Below are 20,357 nucleotides of genomic sequence, written 5' to 3'. Positions count from 1 at the left end.
CAGCGTTTAATCGACAAATTATAAGGTAGAATGGCGGGCTAATGCGCTATGGGGCCGAAAGCTGGCCCTCCGCAGGAAAGACCGCACTGCCTTCGGCATTCACTCGGGCAGGCACGGCAAGGACAATCCCGATCAATTTTCAGGCGCGCCGCAAAGCGCAATCAGGACACACATGTTTGGTTTTTTACGCAGTTACTTCTCGAATGACCTGGCGATCGACCTTGGTACCGCCAACACCCTGATCTACGTGCGCGGACTGGGCATTGTGCTGGACGAACCATCGGTCGTCGCGATCCGCCAGGAGGGCGGCCCGAACGGCAAGAAAACGATCCAGGCAGTCGGCAAGGAAGCCAAGCAGATGCTGGGCAAGGTGCCGGGCAATATAGAGGCCATCCGCCCGATGAAGGACGGCGTCATCGCCGACTTCACCGTCACCGAGCAGATGCTCAAGCAGTTCATCCGCATGGTCCACGATTCGAAATTCTTCCGCCCGTCGCCGCGCATCATCATTTGCGTGCCTTGCGGTTCGACCCAGGTCGAGCGCCGCGCGATCCGCGAATCGGCGCTCGGCGCCGGCGCCTCGCAGGTCTACCTGATCGAAGAACCGATGGCAGCGGCCATCGGCGCCGGCCTGCCGGTATCCGAAGCGACCGGCTCGATGGTGGTCGACATCGGCGGCGGCACCACCGAAGTGGGCATCATCTCGCTGGGCGGCATGGTCTATAAAGGTTCGGTGCGCGTCGGCGGCGACAAGTTCGACGAAGCCATCGTCAACTACATCCGCCGCAACTACGGCATGCTGATCGGCGAGCAGACCGCCGAAGCGATCAAGAAGGCGATCGGCTCGGCCTTCCCGGGTTCGGAAGTCAAGGAAATGGAAGTCAAGGGCCGCAACCTGTCCGAAGGCATCCCGCGCTCGTTCACGATATCGAGCAACGAGATCCTGGAAGCCCTGACCGACCCGCTCAACAACATCGTCTCGGCCGTGAAGAACGCGCTGGAACAGGCCCCGCCAGAACTCGGCGCCGACATCGCCGAAAAAGGCATGATGCTGACCGGCGGCGGCGCGCTGCTGCGCGACCTCGATCGCCTGCTCATGGAAGAAACCGGCCTGCCGGTGCTGGTCGCCGAAGACCCGCTGACCTGCGTGGTGCGCGGTTCGGGCATGGCGCTCGAGCGCATGGACAAGCTGGGCTCGATCTTCTCCTACGAATAAAAAAGCGGCGCAGCCGATGACACTGCGGGCAGGGCGTGCGGACCGACTCCGTACGCGTCTGCCCGCAGTGACATGCGCGCCCCGCGCCGACTAGACAGGACGCCAAGCCGGACATGCAATACAGTCCACCGCCGCTTTTCAAACAGGGCGCCCCCGCGCGGGTGAAGGCGATCGTTTTCGCGCTCATTTCCGTGCTGCTGCTGGTTGTCGACGCCCGCTACCACACCCTCGGCGCGGTGCGCCAGGTGGCCGCCACCGTCCTGTATCCCCTGCAAATGGCTGCCCTCATGCCGCGCGAAGCGCTCGGCAACATGGGCGGCTATTTTTCGTCGCTCTCCACGCTCCAGAAGGAAGTGCGCGAGCTCAAGACCCAGCAGCTGGCGCAGGCGCGCGTGCTGCAGCAGGCCCAGTATCAGATGGCCGAGAACACCCACCTGCGGCGCCTGATGGATGCGCGCGCCCATCTGCCGCTGCAGGCCCAGATGGCCGAGATCCTGTACGACGCACGCGATCCGTCGACCCGCCGCGTCGTGCTCGACCGCGGTTCGCGCAACGGCGTGTCGCAGGGACTGCCGGTGATCGACCATGCCGGCGTGGTCGGCCAGGTCACGCGCGTGTTCCCGTTCACGTCCGAAGTCACGCTCCTGACCGACAAGGACCAGGCCATTCCCGTGCAGGTGCTGCGCAGCGGCCTGCGCAGCATCGCCTATGGCCGCGGCCACTCCGGCCTGCTCGACCTGCGCTTCGTGGTGGCCAATGCCGACATCCAGGTCGGCGACGTGCTGGTCACCTCGGGCCTGGACGGCATGTACCCGGCCGGGCTGGCCGTGGCCAAGGTGGTGCAGGTCGAGAACGTCGCGGCCGGCGCCTTCGGGCGCGTGGTCTGCCAGCCGCTGGCCGGCATCGACCGCCAGCGCCAGCTCCTGATCATCATGTCGCAATCGAACTTGCCGCCGCGCCCGCAGGCTGAAGCTGCGCCTGCCGCCACCACGGCCCGGCGCAAGCTGCCGGACATGGCGCCGGTGCCGCCCCCGCCGCTGGCCCCATCGCCGCTGCCGCCGCAGGGCGTGCCGCAAGCACCGGGCGGCGTGGCCGCCGGGCAGGGCGGCCCGGCCAATGCGGTGGCCGGCGTCGGTGCACAAGCGACCGCGCCGCAGGCCGCACCGGCCGCACCGGCTATCCTTGCGCCCGCCGCGACGGCAACCCGTCCGCTGACCGCGCCGGCAAGCGGCGCCGTGCAGCCCCGCACCACTCCCGGCATCACCCCGGCCGCCACGCCGGCGCGCCCGGCCACCACCGAGGGTCCATAATGCCCGGTAACCGCCCGCATTACATCCTGCTGCCCGTCAGCCCGCTGTTCATCACCTTCAGCCTGGTCTGCGCCTTCATGCTCAACCTGCTGCCGCTGGGCCGCTGGGTCGGCGCGCCGGACTTCGTGGCCATGGTGCTGGTCTTCTGGGGCATCCACCAGCCACGCCGGGTCGGCATCGGCGTGGCCTTCATGATGGGCCTCCTGATGGACGTGCACGACGCTAGCCTGCTGGGCGAGAACGCGCTCGCCTACACGCTGCTGTCCTACCTGGCGATCATGATCCACCGCCGCGTGCTGTGGTTCCCCATGATGACCCAGGCCATGCACGTGTTCCCGCTGCTGCTGCTGGCGCAGGCGGTCCAGGCGTTTGTCCACTTCACCGCCTCCGGCCGCTTCCCGGGCCTGCTGCATTTCGTCGAAAGCGTGGTCGCGGTCGCCCTCTGGCCCGTGCTCACCTGGCTGCTGCTCGCGCCCCAGCGCCGCGCCGTCGACCGCGACCACACCCGCCCAATCTGAGCGCACCCGAACCGAGCCTTTTGCCGTGACCGAATTCAAGGACAACGACCGCGAGATCCACCAGTTCCGCACGCGCATGACCGTGCTGGTGGCGCTGGTCTTCATCTGCTTCGGGCTGCTGGTGGCGCGCTTCGTCTGGCTGCAGGTGCTGCGCCACGACCAGTTCGCGCTGCAGGCGGAAGACAACCGCATCGCGCTGGTGCCGATCGTGCCCAACCGCGGCCTGATCGTGGACCGCAACGGCGTGGTCCTGGCCCGCAACTATTCGGCCTACACACTCGAGATCACGCCGTCCAAGCTGCAGGCCAACCTGGAATCGACCATCGACGAGCTGTCCAAGCTGGTCTTGATCGAGCAGCGCGACCGGCGCCGCTTCAAGCGCCTGCTGGAAGAATCGCGCAGCTTCGCCAGCGTGCCGATCCGCACCCGCCTGACCGATGACGAAGTGGCGCGCTTCACCGCGCAGCGCTTCCGCTTCCCAGGGGTCGAAGTGCAGGCGCGCCTGTTCCGCCAGTACCCGCTGGGCGAGATCGCTTCGCACGTGGTCGGCTACATCGGCCGCATCAACACGAAAGAGGCGGCCAAGCTGGAAGAAGATGAGCTGGCGGCCAACTACAACGGCACCGAGCATATCGGCAAGGAAGGCGTCGAGAAAAAATACGAATCCTACCTGCACGGCACCACCGGCTACGAACAGGTCGAGCGCTCGGCCGGCGGGCGCGCGATCCGCACGCTGTCGCGCACGGCGCCGGTCCCGGGCAGCAACCTGATCCTGTCGCTCGACATCGAGCTGCAGAAGATCATCGAGGAAGCCTATGGCGAACAGCGCGGCGCGCTGGTGGCGATCGAACCGGCCACCGGCGACGTGCTGGCCTATGTCTCGCGCCCGGGCTTCGACCCGAACCTGTTCGTGGACGGCATCGACAGCCAGAACTGGAATGAACTCAATACCTCGCTCGACAAGCCGCTGATGAACCGCCCGCTGTCGGGCACCTATCCGCCGGGTTCCACCTTCAAGCCTTTCATGTCGCTGGCCGCGCTGGAACTGGGCCACCGCAGGCCGAGCGACGCGATCCGCGATCCCGGCTTCTTCATGCTGGGCGGCCATCGCTTCAACGATGACAAGCCGGGCGGCCACGGCACCGTCGACATGTACAAGTCGGTGGTGGAGTCGTGCGACACCTATTACTACCAGCTCGGCAACGAGATGGGCATCGACAAGATTTCCGGCTTCATGGGCCAGTTCGGCTTCGGCTATCCGACCGGGATCGACCTGGACTTCGAAAAGACCGGCGTGCTGCCGTCCAAGGAATGGAAGGCAAAGCGTTTCGCCAAGAACCGCGCTGCCCAGAAGTGGGTGGGCGGCGATACCATTTCGATTTCAATCGGGCAGGGCTTCAACAACTACACGATGATCCAGCTGGCGCATGCGGTGGCCAACCTGGCCAACAATGGCGTGGTGATGAAGCCGCACCTGGTGAAGATGATCGAAGACGGCGCCACCAAGCAGCGCACCCTGACGGTGCCGAAGGAAAGCCGGCGCATCCCGCTCAAGCAGGAAAACATCGATTTCATCAAGCGCACCATGGTGGGCGTGACCCAGGAATCCTACGGCACCGGCCACCGCGCCTTTGCCAATGCGGGCTATATTTCGGGCGGCAAGACCGGCACCGCCCAGGTGATCGGCCTGAAGGGCCAGAAATACAACGCCAGCGCCATCGACGAGCGCCACCGCGACAACGCGCTGTACGTCGCCTTTGCGCCGGCCGAGAACCCGCGCATCGTGATCGCCCTGGTCGTGGAGAACGCCGGTTTCGGCGCCGCCAGCGCCGCGCCGATCGCGCGCAAGGCGCTCGACTACTACCTGCTGGGCAAGCGTCCGGCCCCGCCCAAGCCGAAAGACCTGCCGCCTGGCGCCAAGCCCGTCCAGCCGGCCGCCAAGCCTGCCGCAGCTGCTCCGGCGCCGGCGGCCGCGCCGGTCATCCAGGCCGCCGGCCCCAGTGCCGTCCCGGCAACCAGAAAGGAATAAGCCCATGGCGCGCATCCAAGAACGCCGCTCGCTGCGGCGCCGCCTGCGTCCGTATTTCACGGTCTTCGACTGGCCGCTCGGGCTGGTGCTGTTCGTGCTGATGATTACCAGCGTGATCATCATGAGCTCGGCCGGCGCGGAATTCCCCGACCGTCTCGAGCACCAGATCCGCAACTTCCTGCTGGCCTTTGCGGTGATGTGGGTCGCGGCCAACGTGCCGCCGCAGATGCTGATGCGGCTGGCCGTGCCGATCTATACGGTAGGCGTGGCCCTGCTCATTGCGGTGGCGATGTTCGGCATCATCAAGAAGGGCGCGCGGCGCTGGCTGTACGTCGGCATCGACATCCAGCCTTCCGAAATCCTGAAAATCGCGACACCGCTGATGCTGGCCTGGTATTTCCACCAGCGGGCCAACGTCAGCAGCTGGAAATCCTTCGGCATCGCGGCCCTGCTGCTGGCAGTGCCTTTCACCCTGATCGCCAAGCAGCCCGACCTGGGCACCGCGCTGATGGTGGGCGCCTCGGGCTTCTACGTGATTTTCCTGGCCGGCCTGCCGTGGAAGGCGCTGCTGGGCGTGGGCGTGACCGGCGCCGCCGCGCTGCCGATTGGCTGGTCGATGATGCACGACTACCAGCGCGAGCGCGTGATGACGCTGTTCGACCCGACCTCCGACCCGCTGGGCAAGGGCTTCCACATCATCCAGTCCGAGATCGCCATCGGTTCAGGCGGGCTGATGGGCAAGGGCTATGGCAAGGGCACCCAAAGCTATCTCGAATTCGTCCCCGAGCAGACCACCGACTTCCTGTTCGCGGTGTATTCGGAAGAGTTCGGACTGATCGGCAACTGCTTCTTGTTGTGCGTCTACCTGATGCTGATCGCGCGTGGGATGATGATTGCGGCCAATGCCCCGAACACCTTCTGCCGCCTGCTGGCGGGTGCCATCACGATGATTTTCTTCACCTATGCCTTCGTCAACATGGGCATGGTGAGCGGCATCCTGCCAGTGGTCGGCGTGCCCTTGCCCTTCATGAGCTATGGCGGCACGGCCTTCATTACCCTCGGCCTCGGCGCCGGCATATTGATGAGTATTCAAAGACATCGTAAACTAGTGCAGACGTAATTTAACAAGGACTGCGAATGGCCGTTCCAAGAAAACAACTTGCTGCGGTTACCGTAGTTACTGCGTTTGCCAGCTTGCTCACCGGCTGCAGCACGACCGGCGAGCACAAAAGCCTGATCCCGCTGCCCTGGGGCCACCGCCCCGCGGCGCAGCACCCCGAGGCCCCCAGGCTGCCGCCGGCCAAGTCCGGCCGCGGCGGCTATTACAAGGACGACGGCCCCGGCGCCAATCCGCCGCCCGGCCTGCTCGACCTGCCGGACGCCATCGTCCGCAGCGAGCCCTATGCCAAGTGGGCCAACCGCCCGTATTCGGTGCTCGGCCAGAGCTACACTCCGATCACCCATGAAGACCCGTTCACCCAGCGCGGCGTGGCCAGCTGGTACGGCGTCAAGTTCCACGGCCAGAAGACCTCGTCGGGCGAGCCCTACGACATGTACAAGATGACCGCGGCGCACCCGACGCTGCCGATTCCTTCCTATGTGCGCGTGACCAGCGTCGACAGCGGCAAATCGGTCATCGTGCGCATCAACGACCGAGGTCCCTTCCACGCCAGCCGCATCATCGACGTCTCGTACACGGCCGCCCTCAAGCTCGGCCTGCTCGGAAAGGGCAGCCACCTGGTCGAGATCGAGCGCCTGTTCCCCAACGACCACCCGACCCGCATCGCCGCCGTGCGCCGCGCGATGACCTCGCAGGCGCAATCGGCGCCGCCGGAAATCACCGCGCTGATGCTGGAAGATACGATGCGCTCCGACAGCGCGGCCGTGGCGCAGGTGGTGCCCAAGCTGGTGCCGGCCGGGAGCTTCTACGTGCAGCTCGGCGCCTATGGCCGCGCCGGCATGGCCGACGCGATGCGCGAGCGGCTGGCCCAGGCCGGACTGGCGCTCGGCGCGCTGGAGGTGGTGAAGGTGGGGGCGGTGAACCGGCTGTATGGCGGGCCGTTTGCCACCCGCGACGAGGCGCAGGCGGCGGCGCGCGCGGTGCCGGGGGCGTTCGGCTTGAAGCCGCTCGTGGTCAAGCGCTAGCCCGGTACCGCGTACGCCGGCATGATGACTATGTCGGCAAGCGTCCGCGCGGCCCGGAAGCAGGACATGGACGACTCAGGATGAGCGCGCCAGGTATTCGTCGGTAGTGAGCACCGAGGCATAGCCAAACGCCAGCGCCGACATCAGCGCACTGTGCACCTGCGCGGCCGGCACGGTCTTGCCCGTGAACTCGAGGTCGCGCGTAGCGCACGCATCGTGCACCTGAAAGCGAATAGGGCGGCAGGTGTATTCCAAAGAGCGAACGCACGGCTGTCAGAACGTCAGGATCTCGCCGTCGGCCGGAATGCGGACGCGGTCCTGGATACCGTGCTGCTTGACGTGTTCTTTCAATTCCTTGCGGCTGAGCGTCATGTGGTTGATCGCATCCATATGGGTCGCAATGATGGTCGCGTTCGGCATGCGCTGATAGGCGTGCAGTACATCGTCCTTGCCCATGATGATCGAACCGGTGTAGCCAACCATGCGGGCATCGCCCGCGTTCACGAGGATCACGTCGGGCTTGAACTTTGCCAGCGCCTGGTCGACCTCGCTACGCCAGATGGTATCTCCCATGACGTAGACGGTTTTCGCACCTGGTGCCTGGAAGATGATACCCATTGCCTTGCCCAGTCCCTTAGCCAGCGGCTTGTTCCGGTACATCTCATCCGTACCATGCTGCCCGCTGGTCCTGCTCAGCTGCACGCCTTCGAACACGGTGTCCTCGCCGAGGATCCGGACATTCGTATACCCCTGGCTGCGGATCAGCTTGGCATCGGTTTCATCCTGCACAAACAGGGGAATCGCTTTTGGCACGAACTGGTGGGCGCCCCCGTCCCAGTGGTCGAGGTGGGTATGGCTTACGATCACCGCGTCCACCCCCTGCATGATGTCCTTTGCCGGCATTGGCAGGTCGATCAGCGGGTTGCGCAGCTGGCTGTTGACGGTGCCGGGGAAGCCTGGATAAGTACCTTTCTTGGCCAGGAAGGGATCGAGCAGGAAGGTCTTTCCTGCATAGCTGATCTTCGCCGTGGCGTTCCGAATCTGTTGTACCTGGACCGGCTGTTTGTTCGTCGCCGGGTTGGCGTTCGGGGCCGCATGTCCCGATACGCTCGCCGCGCCAAGGGTCAAGGAAAGCAAAAGGGCCATCGCTGTCGATCGTTGCATGTGCTGCTCCATAGTGGGTTTTGGTAGCAGTATTGTGGGGGCGGGGCCTTGGCGTTAATATTGACCCGTACGCCAATTACCGATCATTTCGGGCCACAGCATGCGTTTTTTCTTATGACTACAACATTGCCGGTCGTTGCGCTCGTCGTCTATCCGAACTTCAGTCCCTTCCACTTCTCCGTGCCCTACCTGGTGTTTAGTGCAGAGACGCTTGACGGCTGCCTGTTCGACCTGCGGATCGTCACGCCGGGCGCCCAGCCCCTGGCCGCGGAGCGTGCGTTGACGATACAACCGGATGGCGGCCTGGAACTGGCTGACACGGCGGACATCGTGATCGTGCCAGGGTGGCACGACCTGGACGCTCGTCCGGACCAGGAACTGGTGGCGACGCTGGCACGGGCCCATGCAAGAGGAGCGCATGTCGTCGGACTGTGCTATGGCGCGTATGTGCTTGCCTATGCAGGGCTCCTCGACGGCAAGCGTGCTTCGACGCACTGGATGGCCGAAAAAGATTTCAGCCTGCGGTTTCCACGCGTGAAGCTCGACATGAACGCGCTGTACGTCGACGAAGACCGCCTGATCACCTCGGCAGGCACTGGAGCCGGACTCGACTGTTGTCTCTATCTCGTGCGGGCCTACTACGGCCCCAAGATTGCCAACAAGGTGGCGCGAACCATGGTGATCCCGCCGCATCGCGAGGGTGGGCAGGCGCAGTTCATCGAGCAACCCGTGGCCGCTTCGACCGAGGATTCACAGGTCAACCGGCTGCTCGACTACTTGCGGGAAAATCTCGGCAAGCAGCACAGCATCGATGAACTGGCAGCCAGGGCCGCCACCAGCCGCCGCACGTTTACCCGTCATTTTTACAAGGCGACGGGCATGACGCTTGGAGACTGGCTGGTCAATGAGCGCTTGCAGCGGACCCGCGAGTTGCTGGAAACTACCTCCATGCCGATCGAGAGAATTTCAGAATCAACGGGCTTTCACACGCCGCTGGCATTGCGGCAGCACTTCAAGAAGCGCTTCCACGTGAGCCCGAGGGATTGGCGCCGGACCTTCGGACAAAAAGCGGCGATTGAACAAGAGTAGGCCCGGGCCAGGCGCTGCCGGCTCAGGCGCAGGGCCGCAGCTGCACTCCACTGAAATCGTCGGCGATGCCGGCCAGGCCCGTCCGCTCCTCAGGCGTGAGCTTGCGGAACTGCCAGGCCGCACGCGTGCCCTGCGGACCGCGCGGCAGCACGCGCACGCCGCGCACACCCTGGCGGCCCAGCTCGGCCACGAGCTTCTGCGCCGCCGCATCCGTCTTGAACACACCCAGCGAGATCGCCCACCTCAAAGGCGACTCGCCCTGCATCACGAAGAAATTCGCCACGCCGCGTTCCTTCAGTTCGGCCACGCGCTTGTCGGCGCCTTCCTTGCCGCCGCTCGGCGGCAGGTAGACCAGATGGCTCGTCACTTCCTGGAAGGGCACGCTGGTGCGCGACTGGCGCTCGCCAAAGCCGAAGCGGTTGATGCGCGACTCGAAGCGGCGCGCGTCCGCGTTCGAAAAGGCGCCGGCCTGCAGGCAGGCGATGGTCGCTGCCGCCGGGACCGCCGGCGCAGGCGCGGCTGCCGCCGTGCTCTCGGCGGCGGCGCGGGCCTCGGCTGCGGTCAGCATCACGATGCGATCGGCGGCGAGCTGGTTCTTCAGGCGCTGCGGCTCGCGCTCGCTGCCCTCGACCTTGCCCAGAATGCCGTGGCCATACGCGAACAGCGCGGCATTCGCCGCCAGCAGTACCCAGAATACGAATTTCAACAAGAACGGTCTCCCATCTTCAGGCGGCTGCTGCGGCGTGCAAGCCGACCAGCACGATATTATCGACCAGCCGGTAGCCGACCTTGAGGGCCGGCGCAATATAGGGCGCGGCGCCGCCCGAGACGATGCAGGCGGTGGCGCCGTGAAAGGCGCAGGCGTGCTCGATCGCGCCGGCCTGCGCCGAGAGGATGCCCGACACGATCGCGTCGTCGGTATTGTCGCCAAACAGCGGGGGTGGGGCGGCGCCCGGCTGTACCAGCGGCAGCTGGGCGGTATTGCGGGCGAGCGCAGCGGCCATCAGCGCCAGGCCCGGCAGGATCATGCCGCCGACGAAGAGGCCATCGGCGCGCACCGCATCGACCGTGGTCGCGGTGCCGCAGGTGGCGACGACGATGTTTTGGCCAGGCGCCAGCGCACGCGCGCCGATGGCGGCGGCGAAGCGGTCGCAGCCCAGCTGCGCCGGATTGCGGTAGCCGTTGTGCAATCCGGCACGATCGAGGGTGGAGGCGAACCATTCGACCGAGATCGCTTCCGGCAAGGCCTGCGCGATCCGCTCGCGCACCTCGACGCCGGCGACATTCGAGACGAGCGCGCGGCCGATGCCGGCGCGGCGCCAGGCGGCGGCGATATCGGTCAAATCGACATGCGGCGCGGCATGGCTGGTTTGCCAGTCGCCCAGGGCTGCGCCGGGTGCGGCGATCGCCCACTTGATGCGCGTATTGCCGGCATCGACCAGCAGCAGTTTCATGGCTTCACCCGCAGCGAAACGTCGCCGGCCAGTACGTTGACGCGGCCCTCAAGCGTATCGAGCAGCAGGCGGCCGGTTTCGTCGACGCCGGCGGCCAGGCCCTCGTGCAGCACAGTGCCGTTATCGACAATGGCGACCGTCTCGCCCTGCCAGGCATGGCGCAGGTTCCAGCGCGCGCAGAAGGCCCCGAAGCCCTGGCGCGCGAATAGCTGCAGCGCCTCGGCCAGGCCGTCGAGCAGGGCGGCCATCAGGACATCGCGGTCCATGCGCGCCAGCCAGGGCGCGCCGGCGGCGCTGCGGCCGATACGTGCTTCCATTTCGTCGGGCATCACCAGGTTCAGGCCGATGCCGATGATGGCCCAGGTCCCGCCGCCGGCTGCGCCTTGCGTTTCAACCAGGATGCCGGCCAGCTTGTCGCCGTCCTTGAGCACGTCGTTGGGCCACTTGAGCTGCACCTGCACGCCCAGTTGCGCCAGCACGTCGGCGAGCGCCACGCCGACCGCGAGCGGCAGGCCGCTGAGCGCCTGCGGGCCGCCCTCAAATTTCCAGGCCAGCGAAAAGGTCAGCGAGCCTTCGCTCGAGGACAGCCAGCTGCGCCCGGCGCGCCCGCGGCCGGCGGTCTGGTGTTCGGCCACCAGCAGCAGGGGTGCGCTGAGCCAGGCCGCGCGCGCCAGCAGGTCGGCGTTGGTGGAACCCGTCTCGGGGACCACCTCGACGGCGACGCCGGCACGCGCCAGTGCGGCGATGTTGGCGGCCTTCATGCTTCTTCCTGCCTTTGCTTGGTCGGCGCGCGCGAAAACGCCAGGTCGAACAGGGCGTTCGGCAGCAGGCGCAGCAGCTTGGCCACCATGCCCATCTGCCAGGGCAGTACGCGGTAGCCGTGGCCGCGCTCGATCACCTCGTGCGCCTGCGCGGCGAAGCGTTCGGCCGGCATCAGGAAGGGCATGGGGAAGCGGTTGTTGCGGGTCATGGGCGTGTCGATATAGCCGGGCGCGATGGTCACCACCTTGATGTTGGTGGCGCGCAGTTCCAGGCGCAGCGATTCGCAATAGCTGTGCACGGCCGCCTTCGAGGCGCAGTAGGCGCCGGCGCCGCGCATGCCGCGGATGCCCGCCACGCTGCCGATGCCCACCAGCCGGCACGGGCCGGCTTGCAGCTTCATCGAGGCGATGAAAGGTGCGAAGGTGGCGATGGTGGCGCCGACATTGGTGGCGAAGACGGCGTCGAACACCGGCAGGTCGCCGGGCCGCTCGGTCAGGGTGCCATGCGAGATGCCGGCGCTGGCGATCACGATGTCGGCGCCGCCCGCGGCCGCGATGAAGTCGGCGGCAGCCGCGGCCACGCCTGCGCGGTCGGTGGCGTCGACCGCATAGATGTGGTGGCGTTCTGGGTGGGGAAGGGTGGCAACGAGTTCGGCCAGCAGTTCGCGGCGGCGGGCCAGCAGGCCGAGGGTGGCGCCGCGCGCCGCATAGTCGCGGGCCAGCGCCGCGCCGATACCGCTCGAGGCGCCGGTGATGAAGACCCGGTCCGAGCGGCCCGGCGCCAGGATCATTTCTTGTCCGCTTTCGCGCGCGCGACCAGGCTGTCCATTACCTGCAGGGCGCCCTGCAATGCGTCGCCTTCACCATGGGTGGCTTCCTGCAGCATGCCGGGCGAAGTCAGGAAGCGGCCGTCGACCGCGATCATCGGCCAGTGGGTGATGCGGTAGGCTTCGATCATCGACTGCGCGCGGCGCACCTTGGCCTGCACGCCGAAGGAACGGTAGGCATCGATGAAGCGCGCACGGTCGATGCCGGCGCGGCTGGCCCAGTCGAACACCTGTTCGTCCTGGCCAAGCGGCAGGTGCTCGACATGCATCGCGGCGAAGGCCTTGCCGTGATATTGCTCGAGCAGGCCGAGCGACTCGAGCGTGAAGAACAGGCGCTGCTGCGCCGCCACCGGCGCGCCGCGCGCCACGTGCACGCGGCGGAATACGATGTTGTCGCCTTGCTTCTTCACCCATTCCGCAAGCCGGGGCTCGAAGGCGTAGCAGTGCGGGCAGTAATAGGCAAAGAATTCGGTCACTTCGATCTTGCGGCCGCTGTCGGTCGGCTGCGCGCTCGGCATCACCTGGTATTCCACGCCGTCGCGTGGCGCGGCGGGGGAGGCGACAACGGTGCCGGCAATCAGGAGCAAGGCAGAAGTGCAGAGCAGGCGGCGTAGCGGTTGCATGCGGTTCCTTAGCGCTGGTTGCGGACGATGGCGACGTCGATGCCGCTGTCGAGCAGCTTGGCGCGCGCCTTGTTCATGGATTCGACGCCGTTGTACGGGCCGACGCGCACGCGGTGCAGCACGCCGCCGTCGGTCGTGCGGTCGGTGATCGCGGCCTCGAAGCCGAGCAGGGCCAGCTTGGCGCGGGTGTTCTCGGCGTCGGACATCTCGCGGAAGGCGCCGGCCTGCAGGAAATAGATATAGCCGTCGCTGCCCGCGGCCGCGGCAGCAGCTGCCGCCGGGGCAGGGGCTGGCGCTGCGCCCACTGCCGCGGCAGGGGCCGCAGCCGGAGCGGAAGCCGGTGCCGGCGCCGCGGCTGGTGCGGTTGCCGGTGCGGCCGGCGCCTGCATGCCGGCGATCGCCTGGCCGAGCGGATCGGCTTCGGCGGCGGCGGGCGCCGCGGCCGGCTTGGCGCGCTCGGCCAGCTGGCGGTTCGCTTCGCGCGCGGCGTCGCGGTTGCCGTACAGCGGCTTGTTCGGGTCGCTGGCCTGGCTCGGCTCGAGGTCGGCCGGGCGGCCCATCTTGTTGGAGCGGTCGGTGAAGGGCGACTGGCCCTTGGTGATCACGAGCGCGACCGCCACCGCGATCCCCAAGCCGATGATCAGGCCGATGATGACGCCGGTCAGGGTGCTGCCGCGCTGGCGCAGCGCTGAGAAGGATCGCATGGCGGTCATGTGGGCTTACTCTTGTGGTTCAGTAGGGGCGCGTTCCATCTTGCTCGGGGCCGACACGCCGATCAGGGCCAGGCCGTTGCGCAGCACCTGGCGGGTCGCCGTGGCCAGGGCCAGGCGCGCGAGCTTGAGCGGCTCGTCGTCGTCGAGCAGCCATTTGTGGGCGAAGTAATAGCTGTGCAGTTCGCCGGCCAGTTCGCGCAGGTAGAAGGCGACCTGGTGCGGGCCCAGTTCGAGCTTGGCGCGGGCGAGCACTTCCGGATAGGCGGCCAGCTTCGACAGCAGGCTCGCTTCGTGCGGGGTGATCAAAGGCGACAGGTCGACATTCGCCAGCCGGGCTTCATCACCGCCCCAGTTGGCCAAGGCCGAGCAGATGCGCGCATGCGCGTACTGGACGTAATAGACCGGGTTTTCTTCGCTGGTGGCGAGAGCCACGTCGACGTCGAACACGAATTCGGTATCGGCCTTGCGCGAGATGAGAAAGAAGCGCACCGCGTCGCGGCCGCGCGTCACGTCGCCATTGCCCGACCATTCGATCAGGTCGCGCACGGTGACGTAGGAGCCGGCGCGCTTCGAGATCTTCACCTCTTCGCCGTTCTTCATCACGGTGACCATCTTGTGCAGCACGTAGTCGGGATAGCCCTGCGGGATGCCGATGTTCACGGCCTGCAGGCCGGCGCGCACGCGCGCGATCGTGCCGTGGTGATCGCTCCCCTGGACGTTGATCGCCTGGTCGAAGCCGCGGCGGAATTTCTGCATGTGGTAGGCGACGTCCGGCACGAAATAGGTATAGCTGCCGTCGGACTTGCGCATCACGCGGTCCTTGTCGTCGCCGTAGTCGGTGGTGCGCAGCCACAGCGCGCCGTCCTGCTCATAGGTCACGCCGGCGTCGACCAGGGCCTGCACCGCCTGTTCCACCTTGCCGTCCGCGTAGAGCGAGGATTCGAGGTAGTAGTTGTCGAACTTGACGCCGAAGGCCTGCAGGTCGATGTCCTGCTCGTGGCGCAGGTAGGCAACCGCGAAGCGGCGGATCGATTCGAGGTCGTTTGCATCGCCGCTGGCGGTGGCCGGCTCGCCATCGCTGGCCGAGACGGTTTTCCTGGCCAGGAAGTCGTCGGCGATGTCCTGGATGTAGTCGCCGTTATAGGCGGACTCGGGCCATCCTGCGTCGCCCGGCTTGATGCCGCGCGCGCGCGCCTGCACCGAATTGGCCAGGGTTGCGATCTGCACGCCGGCGTCGTTGTAATAGAACTCGCGGGTGACCTCGTGGCCCTGCGACTCGAACAGCGAAGACAGGGCGTCGCCCAGCGCGGCCTGGCGGCCGTGGCCGACGTGCAGCGGGCCGGTCGGGTTGGCCGACACGAATTCGATGATCGCGTGGTGACCCTTGCCGGAATCGCCCTGGCCGAAGGCCGCGCCCTGATCGAGCACGGTGCCGACGACCGATTGCTTGGCCTTGGGGGCCACGCGCAGGTTGATAAAGCCGGGGCCGGCCACGTCGGCCGACTCGACCAGGCCTTGCGCGCCCGGCTCGGCCAGCACTGCAGCGACCAGGCGGGTCGCCAGTTCGCGCGGGTTGGTCTTGAGCTGCTTGGCCAGCTGCATCGCGATATTGCAGGCGATGTCGCCGTGGCTCGGGTCGCGCGGGCGCTCCAGCACGACGTTAGGATTGAGGTCGGTGCCGGCGACGATCGGCGCGAGGGCGGCCTGGAACAGGGCAACGATTTGTTGTTTTTGTTGAGCGAGCATAAGGGAAGTCGGGCTAAATAATCAGGCGGGCCTGCGGACAGGCAAACAGCATTCATTATACTGGTTTGAGCTTGCGCGCAACACGTTCATCCCGGCAAGCGCTGCTTGCATGTATTAAGTTGTACCAAAGCCTATGCCGTTACAATGGGGGCCTTTTTCGACCGTATTGATCCTGCCATGACCGACAAGCGCCCGACGCTCTCCCTGAAACCCAAAGCCAAACCGGCGCGTTCCGCGGCGCCGAAGGGCGGGGCACGCCCGGCCTGGCCCGCCGCCAAGCCGGCGCCGGCGCGCCCGGAGCGCAATCAGGAAGCGCGCCCCCAGGCCAGCGGGCAGGCGGCCAATCCGGGGCAGGACCGGCCGCCCCGTCCGGAGCCCTACCGTCCGGCAGCCGAGCGCGGCCAGCCGCCGCGCCGCGAGCAGGCTGAGCGCCGCGACAAGAAGCCTGCCCCGCGCCTGCGCGAGAGCCACGAAGTCCTGGTGGCGCCCCAGCAGGACTTCCGTCCCGACCTGAAGGCCGATTCGCTCGCGCTGGCCCTGCTGGGCGCGGCCAATGCGGTGGCGCGGGTGCGCGCCGGCACCGCGCTGCCGCAGGCACTGTCGATCGTGTTCTCGGTATACGACGTGACGCCGCAGGCGCGCGGCGCGATCCAGGACATCGCCTACCGCTGCATGCGCCAGCTCGGGCGCAGCGAGGTGCTGCTCGGCCTGATGACGACCAAGGCGCCGGAGCCGGCCATGCTCGACGGCCTGCTGTGCGCCGCATTGGCCCTGCTCGACCCGCCGCCGGACACGCCGCCGCCCTACGAAGCCTTCACCGTGGTCGACCAGGCCGTGCACGCGGCCGCCCACCATCCGGATTTCGCCCATGCCAAGGCGATGGTCAATGCCGTGCTGCGCCGCTTCCTGCGCGAGCGCGACGCCCTCACGGCGGAGGCGCTCAAGCAGCCGCTGGCGCGCTGGAACTACCCGCAGTGGTGGATCGACAGCACCCGCGCGGCCTATCCCGACCGCTGGGAGTCGATCCTGGAAGCCGGCAACGTGCATCCGCCCCTGACGCTGCGCGTGAATGCGCGCCGCCTGGACGCCGATGCCTACCTCGCCACCCTGGCGGAGGCGGGCATCGAAGCCACGCGCCTGGGCCCGACCGCGGTGCGCCTGGCGCAGCCGGTCAACGTCAGCCAGATCCCGGGCTTCCACGACGGCCTGGTGTCGGTGCAGGATGCCGGCGCCCAGCTGGCCGCGCCGCTGCTCGACCTGGCGGACGGCATGCGCGTGCTCGATGCCTGCGCGGCGCCGGGCGGCAAGAGCGGCCACATCCTGGAAGTCGCCAATGTGGAGCTGACCTCGGTCGATGCCGATCCCCAGCGCCTGGCACGGGTGCGGGACAACCTGGGCCGCCTCGGCCTGGACGCCAAGCTGATCGCGGCCGAGGCGCAAAGCGCGGCCTGGTGGGACGGCGTGCCCTTTGACCGCATCCTGGCCGACGTGCCCTGCACGGCCTCGGGCATCGTGCGGCGCCACCCGGACATCCGCTGGCTGCGCCGCAAGTCGGACACACTCCAACTTGCAACACTTTCAAGCAAAATACTCGACAACCTTTGGCAGATGCTGCTGCCCAATGGTAAATTGTTGTTTGTGACATGTTCGCTCTGGCCCCAGGAATCGGAGGCGCAGGCAGCCGCGTTCGCGGCGCGCCACGACGCCATCCGCCTCGACGCGCCGGGCCAGCTGCTGCCAGCCAGTGGTGCCGGGCAGGATCATGACGGCTTGTTCTACGCCCTGTTCCAGAAACGCGCGGCGTAATCGTCATCCCGACATAATGCTTCAACTTAAGGCTCCGGCTCACCCGTGACGTTACGATTTTTCTGCCTCCTCGCCTGCCAGCTGCTGCTGGCATTGGTGTGTACGCAGGCACGGGCCGCCGACGCCGTCGACATCACCCAGGCGGAAATCCAGTTCTCCGAGGACGGCTACCGGCTGAAGACGCGCTTTGCTTTCGACCTGAACCACGAGCTCCAGGAAGCGCTCCAGAACGGCATCAAGCTGCACTTCACGACCGAGATCGAGATGACGCGCCCGCGCTGGTGGTGGCGCGACGAGAAGGCCGTGCTGGCCAAGCGCACCGTCGGCATTTCCTACGACGTGCTCACGCGCCAGTACAACGTCCTGACCACCGGCAGCCTGCCGCAGAGTTTCACGACCCTGGAAGACGCCCTGTCCCAGATCCGCAGTCCCGCGCGCTGGCTGATCGCGCCCAAGGGCGCCCTCAAGCAGGGCGAGGTGTATGACGTCTCGGTGCGCATGTACATGGACCGCGACTACCTGTCCAAGCCCCTGCAGGTCAATGCCATCAACGACTCGAGCTGGCGCCTGGCCTCCAGCCGCAGGACCTTTGCCTACCGTGCAGGCTAGGGCGCATGGCGGGATTTCGCATCAGGGGTAAATCCATCAACCAGGCGCTGCGCTACGCATTGGTCGTAGGCGGCGCCATCGTCTCGATCCTGCTGTTCCTGCTCGCGGGCGCCTCCGACAACTCCGGCTTCTTCGACCGCTACTACACCTGGCTGCTGGGCGTGAACGCCGGCATGGCCGGGCTGATGCTGGTGCTCGTGGCCGTCGCGCTGGGGCGCCTGTATTCGCGCTACAAGGCCGGCAAGTTCGGATCGCGGCTGGTGGCGCGCCTCGTCCTTTTATTTGCCGGCATCGGCATCCTGCCCGGGCTGGTCATCTTCATGGTGTCGGTGCAGTTCGTGTCGCACTCGATCGATTCCTGGTTCGACGTCAAGATCGAGGCCGCGATCGAATCGGGCCTGAACCTGGGCCGCGCCGCGCTCGACGAAGCGGTGGCCGAACTGGGCGCGACCGGGCAGACCGCGGCCGCCACGCTGGCCGGCCAGGATGCGGTGATGGTGCAGGGCGTCCTGAGCGGCCTGGTCAACGACATCAGCGGCATGCAAAGCGCGATGCTGCTGGCCGCCGACGGCACCGTGCTGGCCTCGAGCGCGCAGGACCGCAACGCCAATATCGAGATGGACCGCCCGTCGCCCGACATGCTCAAGTCGGCCGCGCTGCCGGGCGGTTATGCGCGCCCGGAAGGCAGCAGCGACGCCTCCGCGGCCGGGCCGAACGCGCTCGATGCGGCCACCGGCCTGCGCCTGCGCGTGCTGCTGGCGGTTCCCGAAACGTCCGGCATGGAGCCGCGCTACCTGCAGCTGCTGCAGGCGGTGCCGGTGAACCTGGCCTCGAATGCGGTGGTGCTGCGCAGCGCCTCCGACGAATACCGCTCGCGCGCCCAGGCCCGGACCGGCCTGCGCAAGATGTACATCGTAACCCTGACATTGACCTTGCTGCTGGCGATCTTCGGGGCGATCGGCAGCGCCTTCCTCATCGCCGGCAACCTTGCGCAGCCGCTGCTGGTGCTGGCCGAAGGCACGCAGGCGGTGGCCGAGGGCGATCTGTCGCCGCGCCCGATCATCGAGACCAACGACGAACTGGGCACCCTGACGCGCTCCTTCAACGCCATGACCGGGCAGCTGTTCGAGGCGCGCAGCGCCGTCGAGCGCAACCGCACCGCGCTGCAGAACGCCAAGGCCCACCTGGAATCGGTGCTGGCCAATATGTCGGCCGGCGTGATGGTGCTGGATGCGGAAGGGCGCGTGGTGAACTCGAACGATGCCGCCTACCGCATCCTGCAGGTCGAGCCGGGCGCGCTGGCCGGCCCGCTGGCGCGCATCGCGGGCCTGGAGACCTTCTACAACTGCATCACGCGCGCGATCTCGGCGCAGAGCGCGCAAAGCGCCGCCGGCAGCAGCGGCAGCGACGACCGCCGCCGGCGCGCACACTGGCAGCAGGAGATCGAGATCCCGCGCCGCGGCACCGGCGACGAGCATGACCACGACATCACGCTGCTGGCGCGCGGCTCGCGCCTGCCGGTCGGTAACGGTCACGGCTTCATCGTGGTGTTCGACGATATCTCGGACGTGATCTCGGCCCAGCGCTCGGTGGCCTGGGGCGAGGTGGCGCGCCGCCTGGCGCACGAAATCAAGAACCCGCTCACCCCGATCCAGCTCTCGGCCGAACGCCTGCAGATGAAGCTCGAAGGCTGCCTGCCTGAGCGCGAAGCCGAGCTGCTGAAAAAGAGCACGGCCACCATCGTCAACCAGGTCGACGCCATGAAGCGAATGGTGGACGACTTCCGCGACTATGCGCGCACGCCGCCGGCGATGCTCGAGCCGCTCGACCTGAATGCCCTGATCGGCGAGATCCTGCGGCTGTACCTGTCCGAGGACGGCTCCGACATCATCCACGCGGCGCTCGCGCCAAACCTGCCGCGCGTGATGGGCGACGCAACCCAGCTGCGCCAGGTGATCCACAACCTGGTGCAGAATGCCCAGGATGCACTGGCCGACCGCGTCGGCGGCGCCGCGCCGCCGCGGGTGGACGTCACCACCGAAGCCATTCATTACGAAGGCGCGGACGGCGCCACCGGCACCGCGGTGCGCCTGGCGATCCTGGACAATGGCCCCGGCTTCGCATCGCGCATCCTGGCGCGCGCCTTCGAGCCCTACGTCACCTCGAAGGCGCGCGGCACCGGGCTGGGACTGCCGATGGTCAAGAAGATCATCGACGAACATGGCGGCCGGATCGACATCGGCAACCAATCGGATGGATCTGGCGCGTCGGTATTCATTTTGCTGTTAAAGTTAGCCCCCGAGGCGAACTTGTCCGAAATATAATAGGGGCATAGAATCCCGCTAGC

Annotated in this window: 19 protein-coding genes; 10 read left to right on the top strand and 9 right to left on the bottom strand. The window is 67.0% G+C overall.

Going from position 1 to position 20,357, the window contains the following annotated elements; all coding sequences use genetic code 11:
• Positions 1 to 172: 172 nt before the first annotated feature.
• The 6 genes from AC56K1_RS19670 to AC56K1_RS19645 all read left to right on the top strand — a co-directional run bounded on the left by AC56K1_RS19670 (position 173) and on the right by AC56K1_RS19645 (position 7,218).
• Positions 173 to 1,216, top strand: a complete 1,044-nt coding sequence (locus AC56K1_RS19670) for a rod shape-determining protein (protein WP_020656353.1) — start codon at positions 173 to 175, stop codon at positions 1,214 to 1,216.
• A gap of 113 nt (positions 1,217 to 1,329) precedes the next feature.
• Entirely contained in the window at positions 1,330 to 2,526 is a 1,197-nt protein-coding gene (mreC, locus tag AC56K1_RS19665) for a rod shape-determining protein MreC (protein ID WP_497159480.1), read from the top strand.
• Positions 2,526 to 3,044 carry a rod shape-determining protein MreD gene (gene mreD, locus AC56K1_RS19660; RefSeq protein ID WP_497159479.1) on the top strand — a complete coding sequence of 173 codons (519 nt, stop codon included), beginning with the start codon at positions 2,526 to 2,528 and terminating at the stop codon, positions 3,042 to 3,044. The genes mreC and mreD overlap by 1 nt, the downstream gene beginning before the upstream one ends.
• A 25-nt stretch (positions 3,045 to 3,069) precedes the next feature.
• Positions 3,070 to 5,073, top strand: coding sequence for a penicillin-binding protein 2 (mrdA, locus tag AC56K1_RS19655; RefSeq protein ID WP_497159478.1), 2,004 nt, complete (start codon positions 3,070 to 3,072; stop codon positions 5,071 to 5,073).
• Positions 5,074 to 5,077: 4 nt separating this feature from the next.
• Positions 5,078 to 6,193 carry a rod shape-determining protein RodA gene (rodA, locus tag AC56K1_RS19650; protein ID WP_497159477.1) on the top strand — a complete coding sequence of 372 codons (1,116 nt, stop codon included), beginning with the start codon at positions 5,078 to 5,080 and terminating at the stop codon, positions 6,191 to 6,193.
• 17 nt (positions 6,194 to 6,210) lie between these two features.
• Positions 6,211 to 7,218 carry a septal ring lytic transglycosylase RlpA family protein gene (locus AC56K1_RS19645; RefSeq protein WP_497159476.1) on the top strand — a complete coding sequence of 336 codons (1,008 nt, stop codon included), beginning with the start codon at positions 6,211 to 6,213 and terminating at the stop codon, positions 7,216 to 7,218.
• 75 nt (positions 7,219 to 7,293) lie between these two features.
• On the opposite strand, the gene AC56K1_RS19640 is transcribed toward AC56K1_RS19645, so the two are convergent.
• Positions 7,294 to 7,440, bottom strand: a complete 147-nt coding sequence (locus AC56K1_RS19640; RefSeq protein ID WP_497159475.1) for a hypothetical protein — start codon at positions 7,438 to 7,440, stop codon at positions 7,294 to 7,296.
• Positions 7,441 to 7,491: 51 nt separating this feature from the next.
• Positions 7,492 to 8,394, bottom strand: a complete 903-nt coding sequence (locus AC56K1_RS19635) for an MBL fold metallo-hydrolase (RefSeq protein ID WP_497159474.1) — start codon at positions 8,392 to 8,394, stop codon at positions 7,492 to 7,494.
• A gap of 102 nt (positions 8,395 to 8,496) precedes the next feature.
• On the opposite strand from AC56K1_RS19635, the gene AC56K1_RS19630 reads away from it, so the two are divergent.
• Positions 8,497 to 9,471: a GlxA family transcriptional regulator gene (locus AC56K1_RS19630; RefSeq protein WP_497159473.1), complete on the top strand. Its 975-nt coding sequence runs from the start codon at positions 8,497 to 8,499 to the stop codon at positions 9,469 to 9,471.
• 22 nt (positions 9,472 to 9,493) lie between these two features.
• Here the strand turns inward: AC56K1_RS19630 and AC56K1_RS19625 are convergent, their stop codons facing one another.
• From AC56K1_RS19625 to argS, 7 genes are read right to left on the bottom strand one after another with little or no spacing between them, the layout of a single operon-like run.
• Positions 9,494 to 10,180, bottom strand: coding sequence for an SPOR domain-containing protein (locus tag AC56K1_RS19625; RefSeq protein ID WP_497159472.1), 687 nt, complete (start codon positions 10,178 to 10,180; stop codon positions 9,494 to 9,496).
• Positions 10,181 to 10,196: 16 nt separating this feature from the next.
• Positions 10,197 to 10,925 (bottom strand): type III pantothenate kinase, encoded by a 729-nt coding sequence (locus AC56K1_RS19620; RefSeq protein ID WP_497159471.1) that lies wholly within the window; start codon positions 10,923 to 10,925, stop codon positions 10,197 to 10,199.
• Positions 10,922 to 11,686, bottom strand: a complete 765-nt coding sequence (locus AC56K1_RS19615) for a biotin--[acetyl-CoA-carboxylase] ligase (RefSeq protein ID WP_497159470.1) — start codon at positions 11,684 to 11,686, stop codon at positions 10,922 to 10,924. The genes AC56K1_RS19620 and AC56K1_RS19615 overlap by 4 nt, the downstream gene beginning before the upstream one ends.
• Positions 11,683 to 12,477: an SDR family oxidoreductase gene (locus AC56K1_RS19610; protein WP_497159469.1), complete on the bottom strand. Its 795-nt coding sequence runs from the start codon at positions 12,475 to 12,477 to the stop codon at positions 11,683 to 11,685. The genes AC56K1_RS19615 and AC56K1_RS19610 overlap by 4 nt, the downstream gene beginning before the upstream one ends.
• The gene (locus AC56K1_RS19605) at positions 12,474 to 13,136 is read right to left on the bottom strand and encodes a thiol:disulfide interchange protein DsbA/DsbL (RefSeq protein WP_497159468.1); all 663 of its coding nucleotides are present in this window, start codon (positions 13,134 to 13,136) and stop codon (positions 12,474 to 12,476) included. The genes AC56K1_RS19610 and AC56K1_RS19605 overlap by 4 nt, the downstream gene beginning before the upstream one ends.
• An 8-nt stretch (positions 13,137 to 13,144) precedes the next feature.
• Positions 13,145 to 13,849: an SPOR domain-containing protein gene (locus AC56K1_RS19600; RefSeq protein ID WP_497159467.1), complete on the bottom strand. Its 705-nt coding sequence runs from the start codon at positions 13,847 to 13,849 to the stop codon at positions 13,145 to 13,147.
• A gap of 6 nt (positions 13,850 to 13,855) precedes the next feature.
• A complete protein-coding gene (argS, locus tag AC56K1_RS19595) occupies positions 13,856 to 15,595 on the bottom strand; it encodes an arginine--tRNA ligase (protein WP_497159466.1) in 1,740 nt (579 codons plus the stop codon).
• A gap of 177 nt (positions 15,596 to 15,772) precedes the next feature.
• On the opposite strand from argS, the gene rsmB reads away from it, so the two are divergent.
• Genes rsmB through AC56K1_RS19580 form a run of 3 tightly spaced genes read left to right on the top strand, consistent with a single transcriptional unit; the run spans position 15,773 to position 20,334 of the window.
• Positions 15,773 to 17,401, top strand: coding sequence for a 16S rRNA (cytosine(967)-C(5))-methyltransferase RsmB (gene rsmB, locus AC56K1_RS19590; protein WP_497159465.1), 1,629 nt, complete (start codon positions 15,773 to 15,775; stop codon positions 17,399 to 17,401).
• 45 nt (positions 17,402 to 17,446) lie between these two features.
• Positions 17,447 to 18,010, top strand: a complete 564-nt coding sequence (locus AC56K1_RS19585) for a DUF4390 domain-containing protein (RefSeq protein ID WP_497159464.1) — start codon at positions 17,447 to 17,449, stop codon at positions 18,008 to 18,010.
• A 5-nt stretch (positions 18,011 to 18,015) separates the two neighbouring features.
• Complete coding sequence (locus AC56K1_RS19580; RefSeq protein WP_497159463.1) at positions 18,016 to 20,334, top strand: sensor histidine kinase; 2,319 nt, start codon at positions 18,016 to 18,018, stop codon at positions 20,332 to 20,334.
• The last annotated feature ends 23 nt before the right edge of the window (positions 20,335 to 20,357 follow it).

The sequence above is a fragment of the Telluria sp. ZB4P37 genome, assembly GCF_059685855.1.
This window is presented reverse-complemented; position numbering and strand designations above follow the sequence as displayed.

Bases quoted from the DNA above. Each gene is read 5' to 3' on its own strand.
- AC56K1_RS19670 (WP_020656353.1), top strand. From the start codon at position 173: ATGTTTGGTTTTTTACGCAGTTACTTCTCGAATGACCTGGCGATCGAC.
- mreC (WP_497159480.1), top strand. From the start codon at position 1,330: ATGCAATACAGTCCACCGCCGCTTTTCAAACAGGGCGCCCCCGCGCGG.
- mreD (WP_497159479.1), top strand. From the start codon at position 2,526: ATGCCCGGTAACCGCCCGCATTACATCCTGCTGCCCGTCAGCCCGCTG.
- rodA (WP_497159477.1), top strand. From the start codon at position 5,078: ATGGCGCGCATCCAAGAACGCCGCTCGCTGCGGCGCCGCCTGCGTCCG.
- AC56K1_RS19645 (WP_497159476.1), top strand. From the start codon at position 6,211: ATGGCCGTTCCAAGAAAACAACTTGCTGCGGTTACCGTAGTTACTGCG.
- AC56K1_RS19635 (WP_497159474.1), bottom strand. From the start codon at position 8,394: ATGGAGCAGCACATGCAACGATCGACAGCGATGGCCCTTTTGCTTTCC.
- AC56K1_RS19630 (WP_497159473.1), top strand. From the start codon at position 8,497: ATGACTACAACATTGCCGGTCGTTGCGCTCGTCGTCTATCCGAACTTC.
- AC56K1_RS19620 (WP_497159471.1), bottom strand. From the start codon at position 10,925: ATGAAACTGCTGCTGGTCGATGCCGGCAATACGCGCATCAAGTGGGCG.
- AC56K1_RS19615 (WP_497159470.1), bottom strand. From the start codon at position 11,686: ATGAAGGCCGCCAACATCGCCGCACTGGCGCGTGCCGGCGTCGCCGTC.
- AC56K1_RS19610 (WP_497159469.1), bottom strand. From the start codon at position 12,477: ATGATCCTGGCGCCGGGCCGCTCGGACCGGGTCTTCATCACCGGCGCC.
- AC56K1_RS19605 (WP_497159468.1), bottom strand. From the start codon at position 13,136: ATGCAACCGCTACGCCGCCTGCTCTGCACTTCTGCCTTGCTCCTGATT.
- AC56K1_RS19600 (WP_497159467.1), bottom strand. From the start codon at position 13,849: ATGACCGCCATGCGATCCTTCTCAGCGCTGCGCCAGCGCGGCAGCACC.
- argS (WP_497159466.1), bottom strand. From the start codon at position 15,595: ATGCTCGCTCAACAAAAACAACAAATCGTTGCCCTGTTCCAGGCCGCC.
- rsmB (WP_497159465.1), top strand. From the start codon at position 15,773: ATGACCGACAAGCGCCCGACGCTCTCCCTGAAACCCAAAGCCAAACCG.
- AC56K1_RS19580 (WP_497159463.1), top strand. From the start codon at position 18,016: ATGGCGGGATTTCGCATCAGGGGTAAATCCATCAACCAGGCGCTGCGC.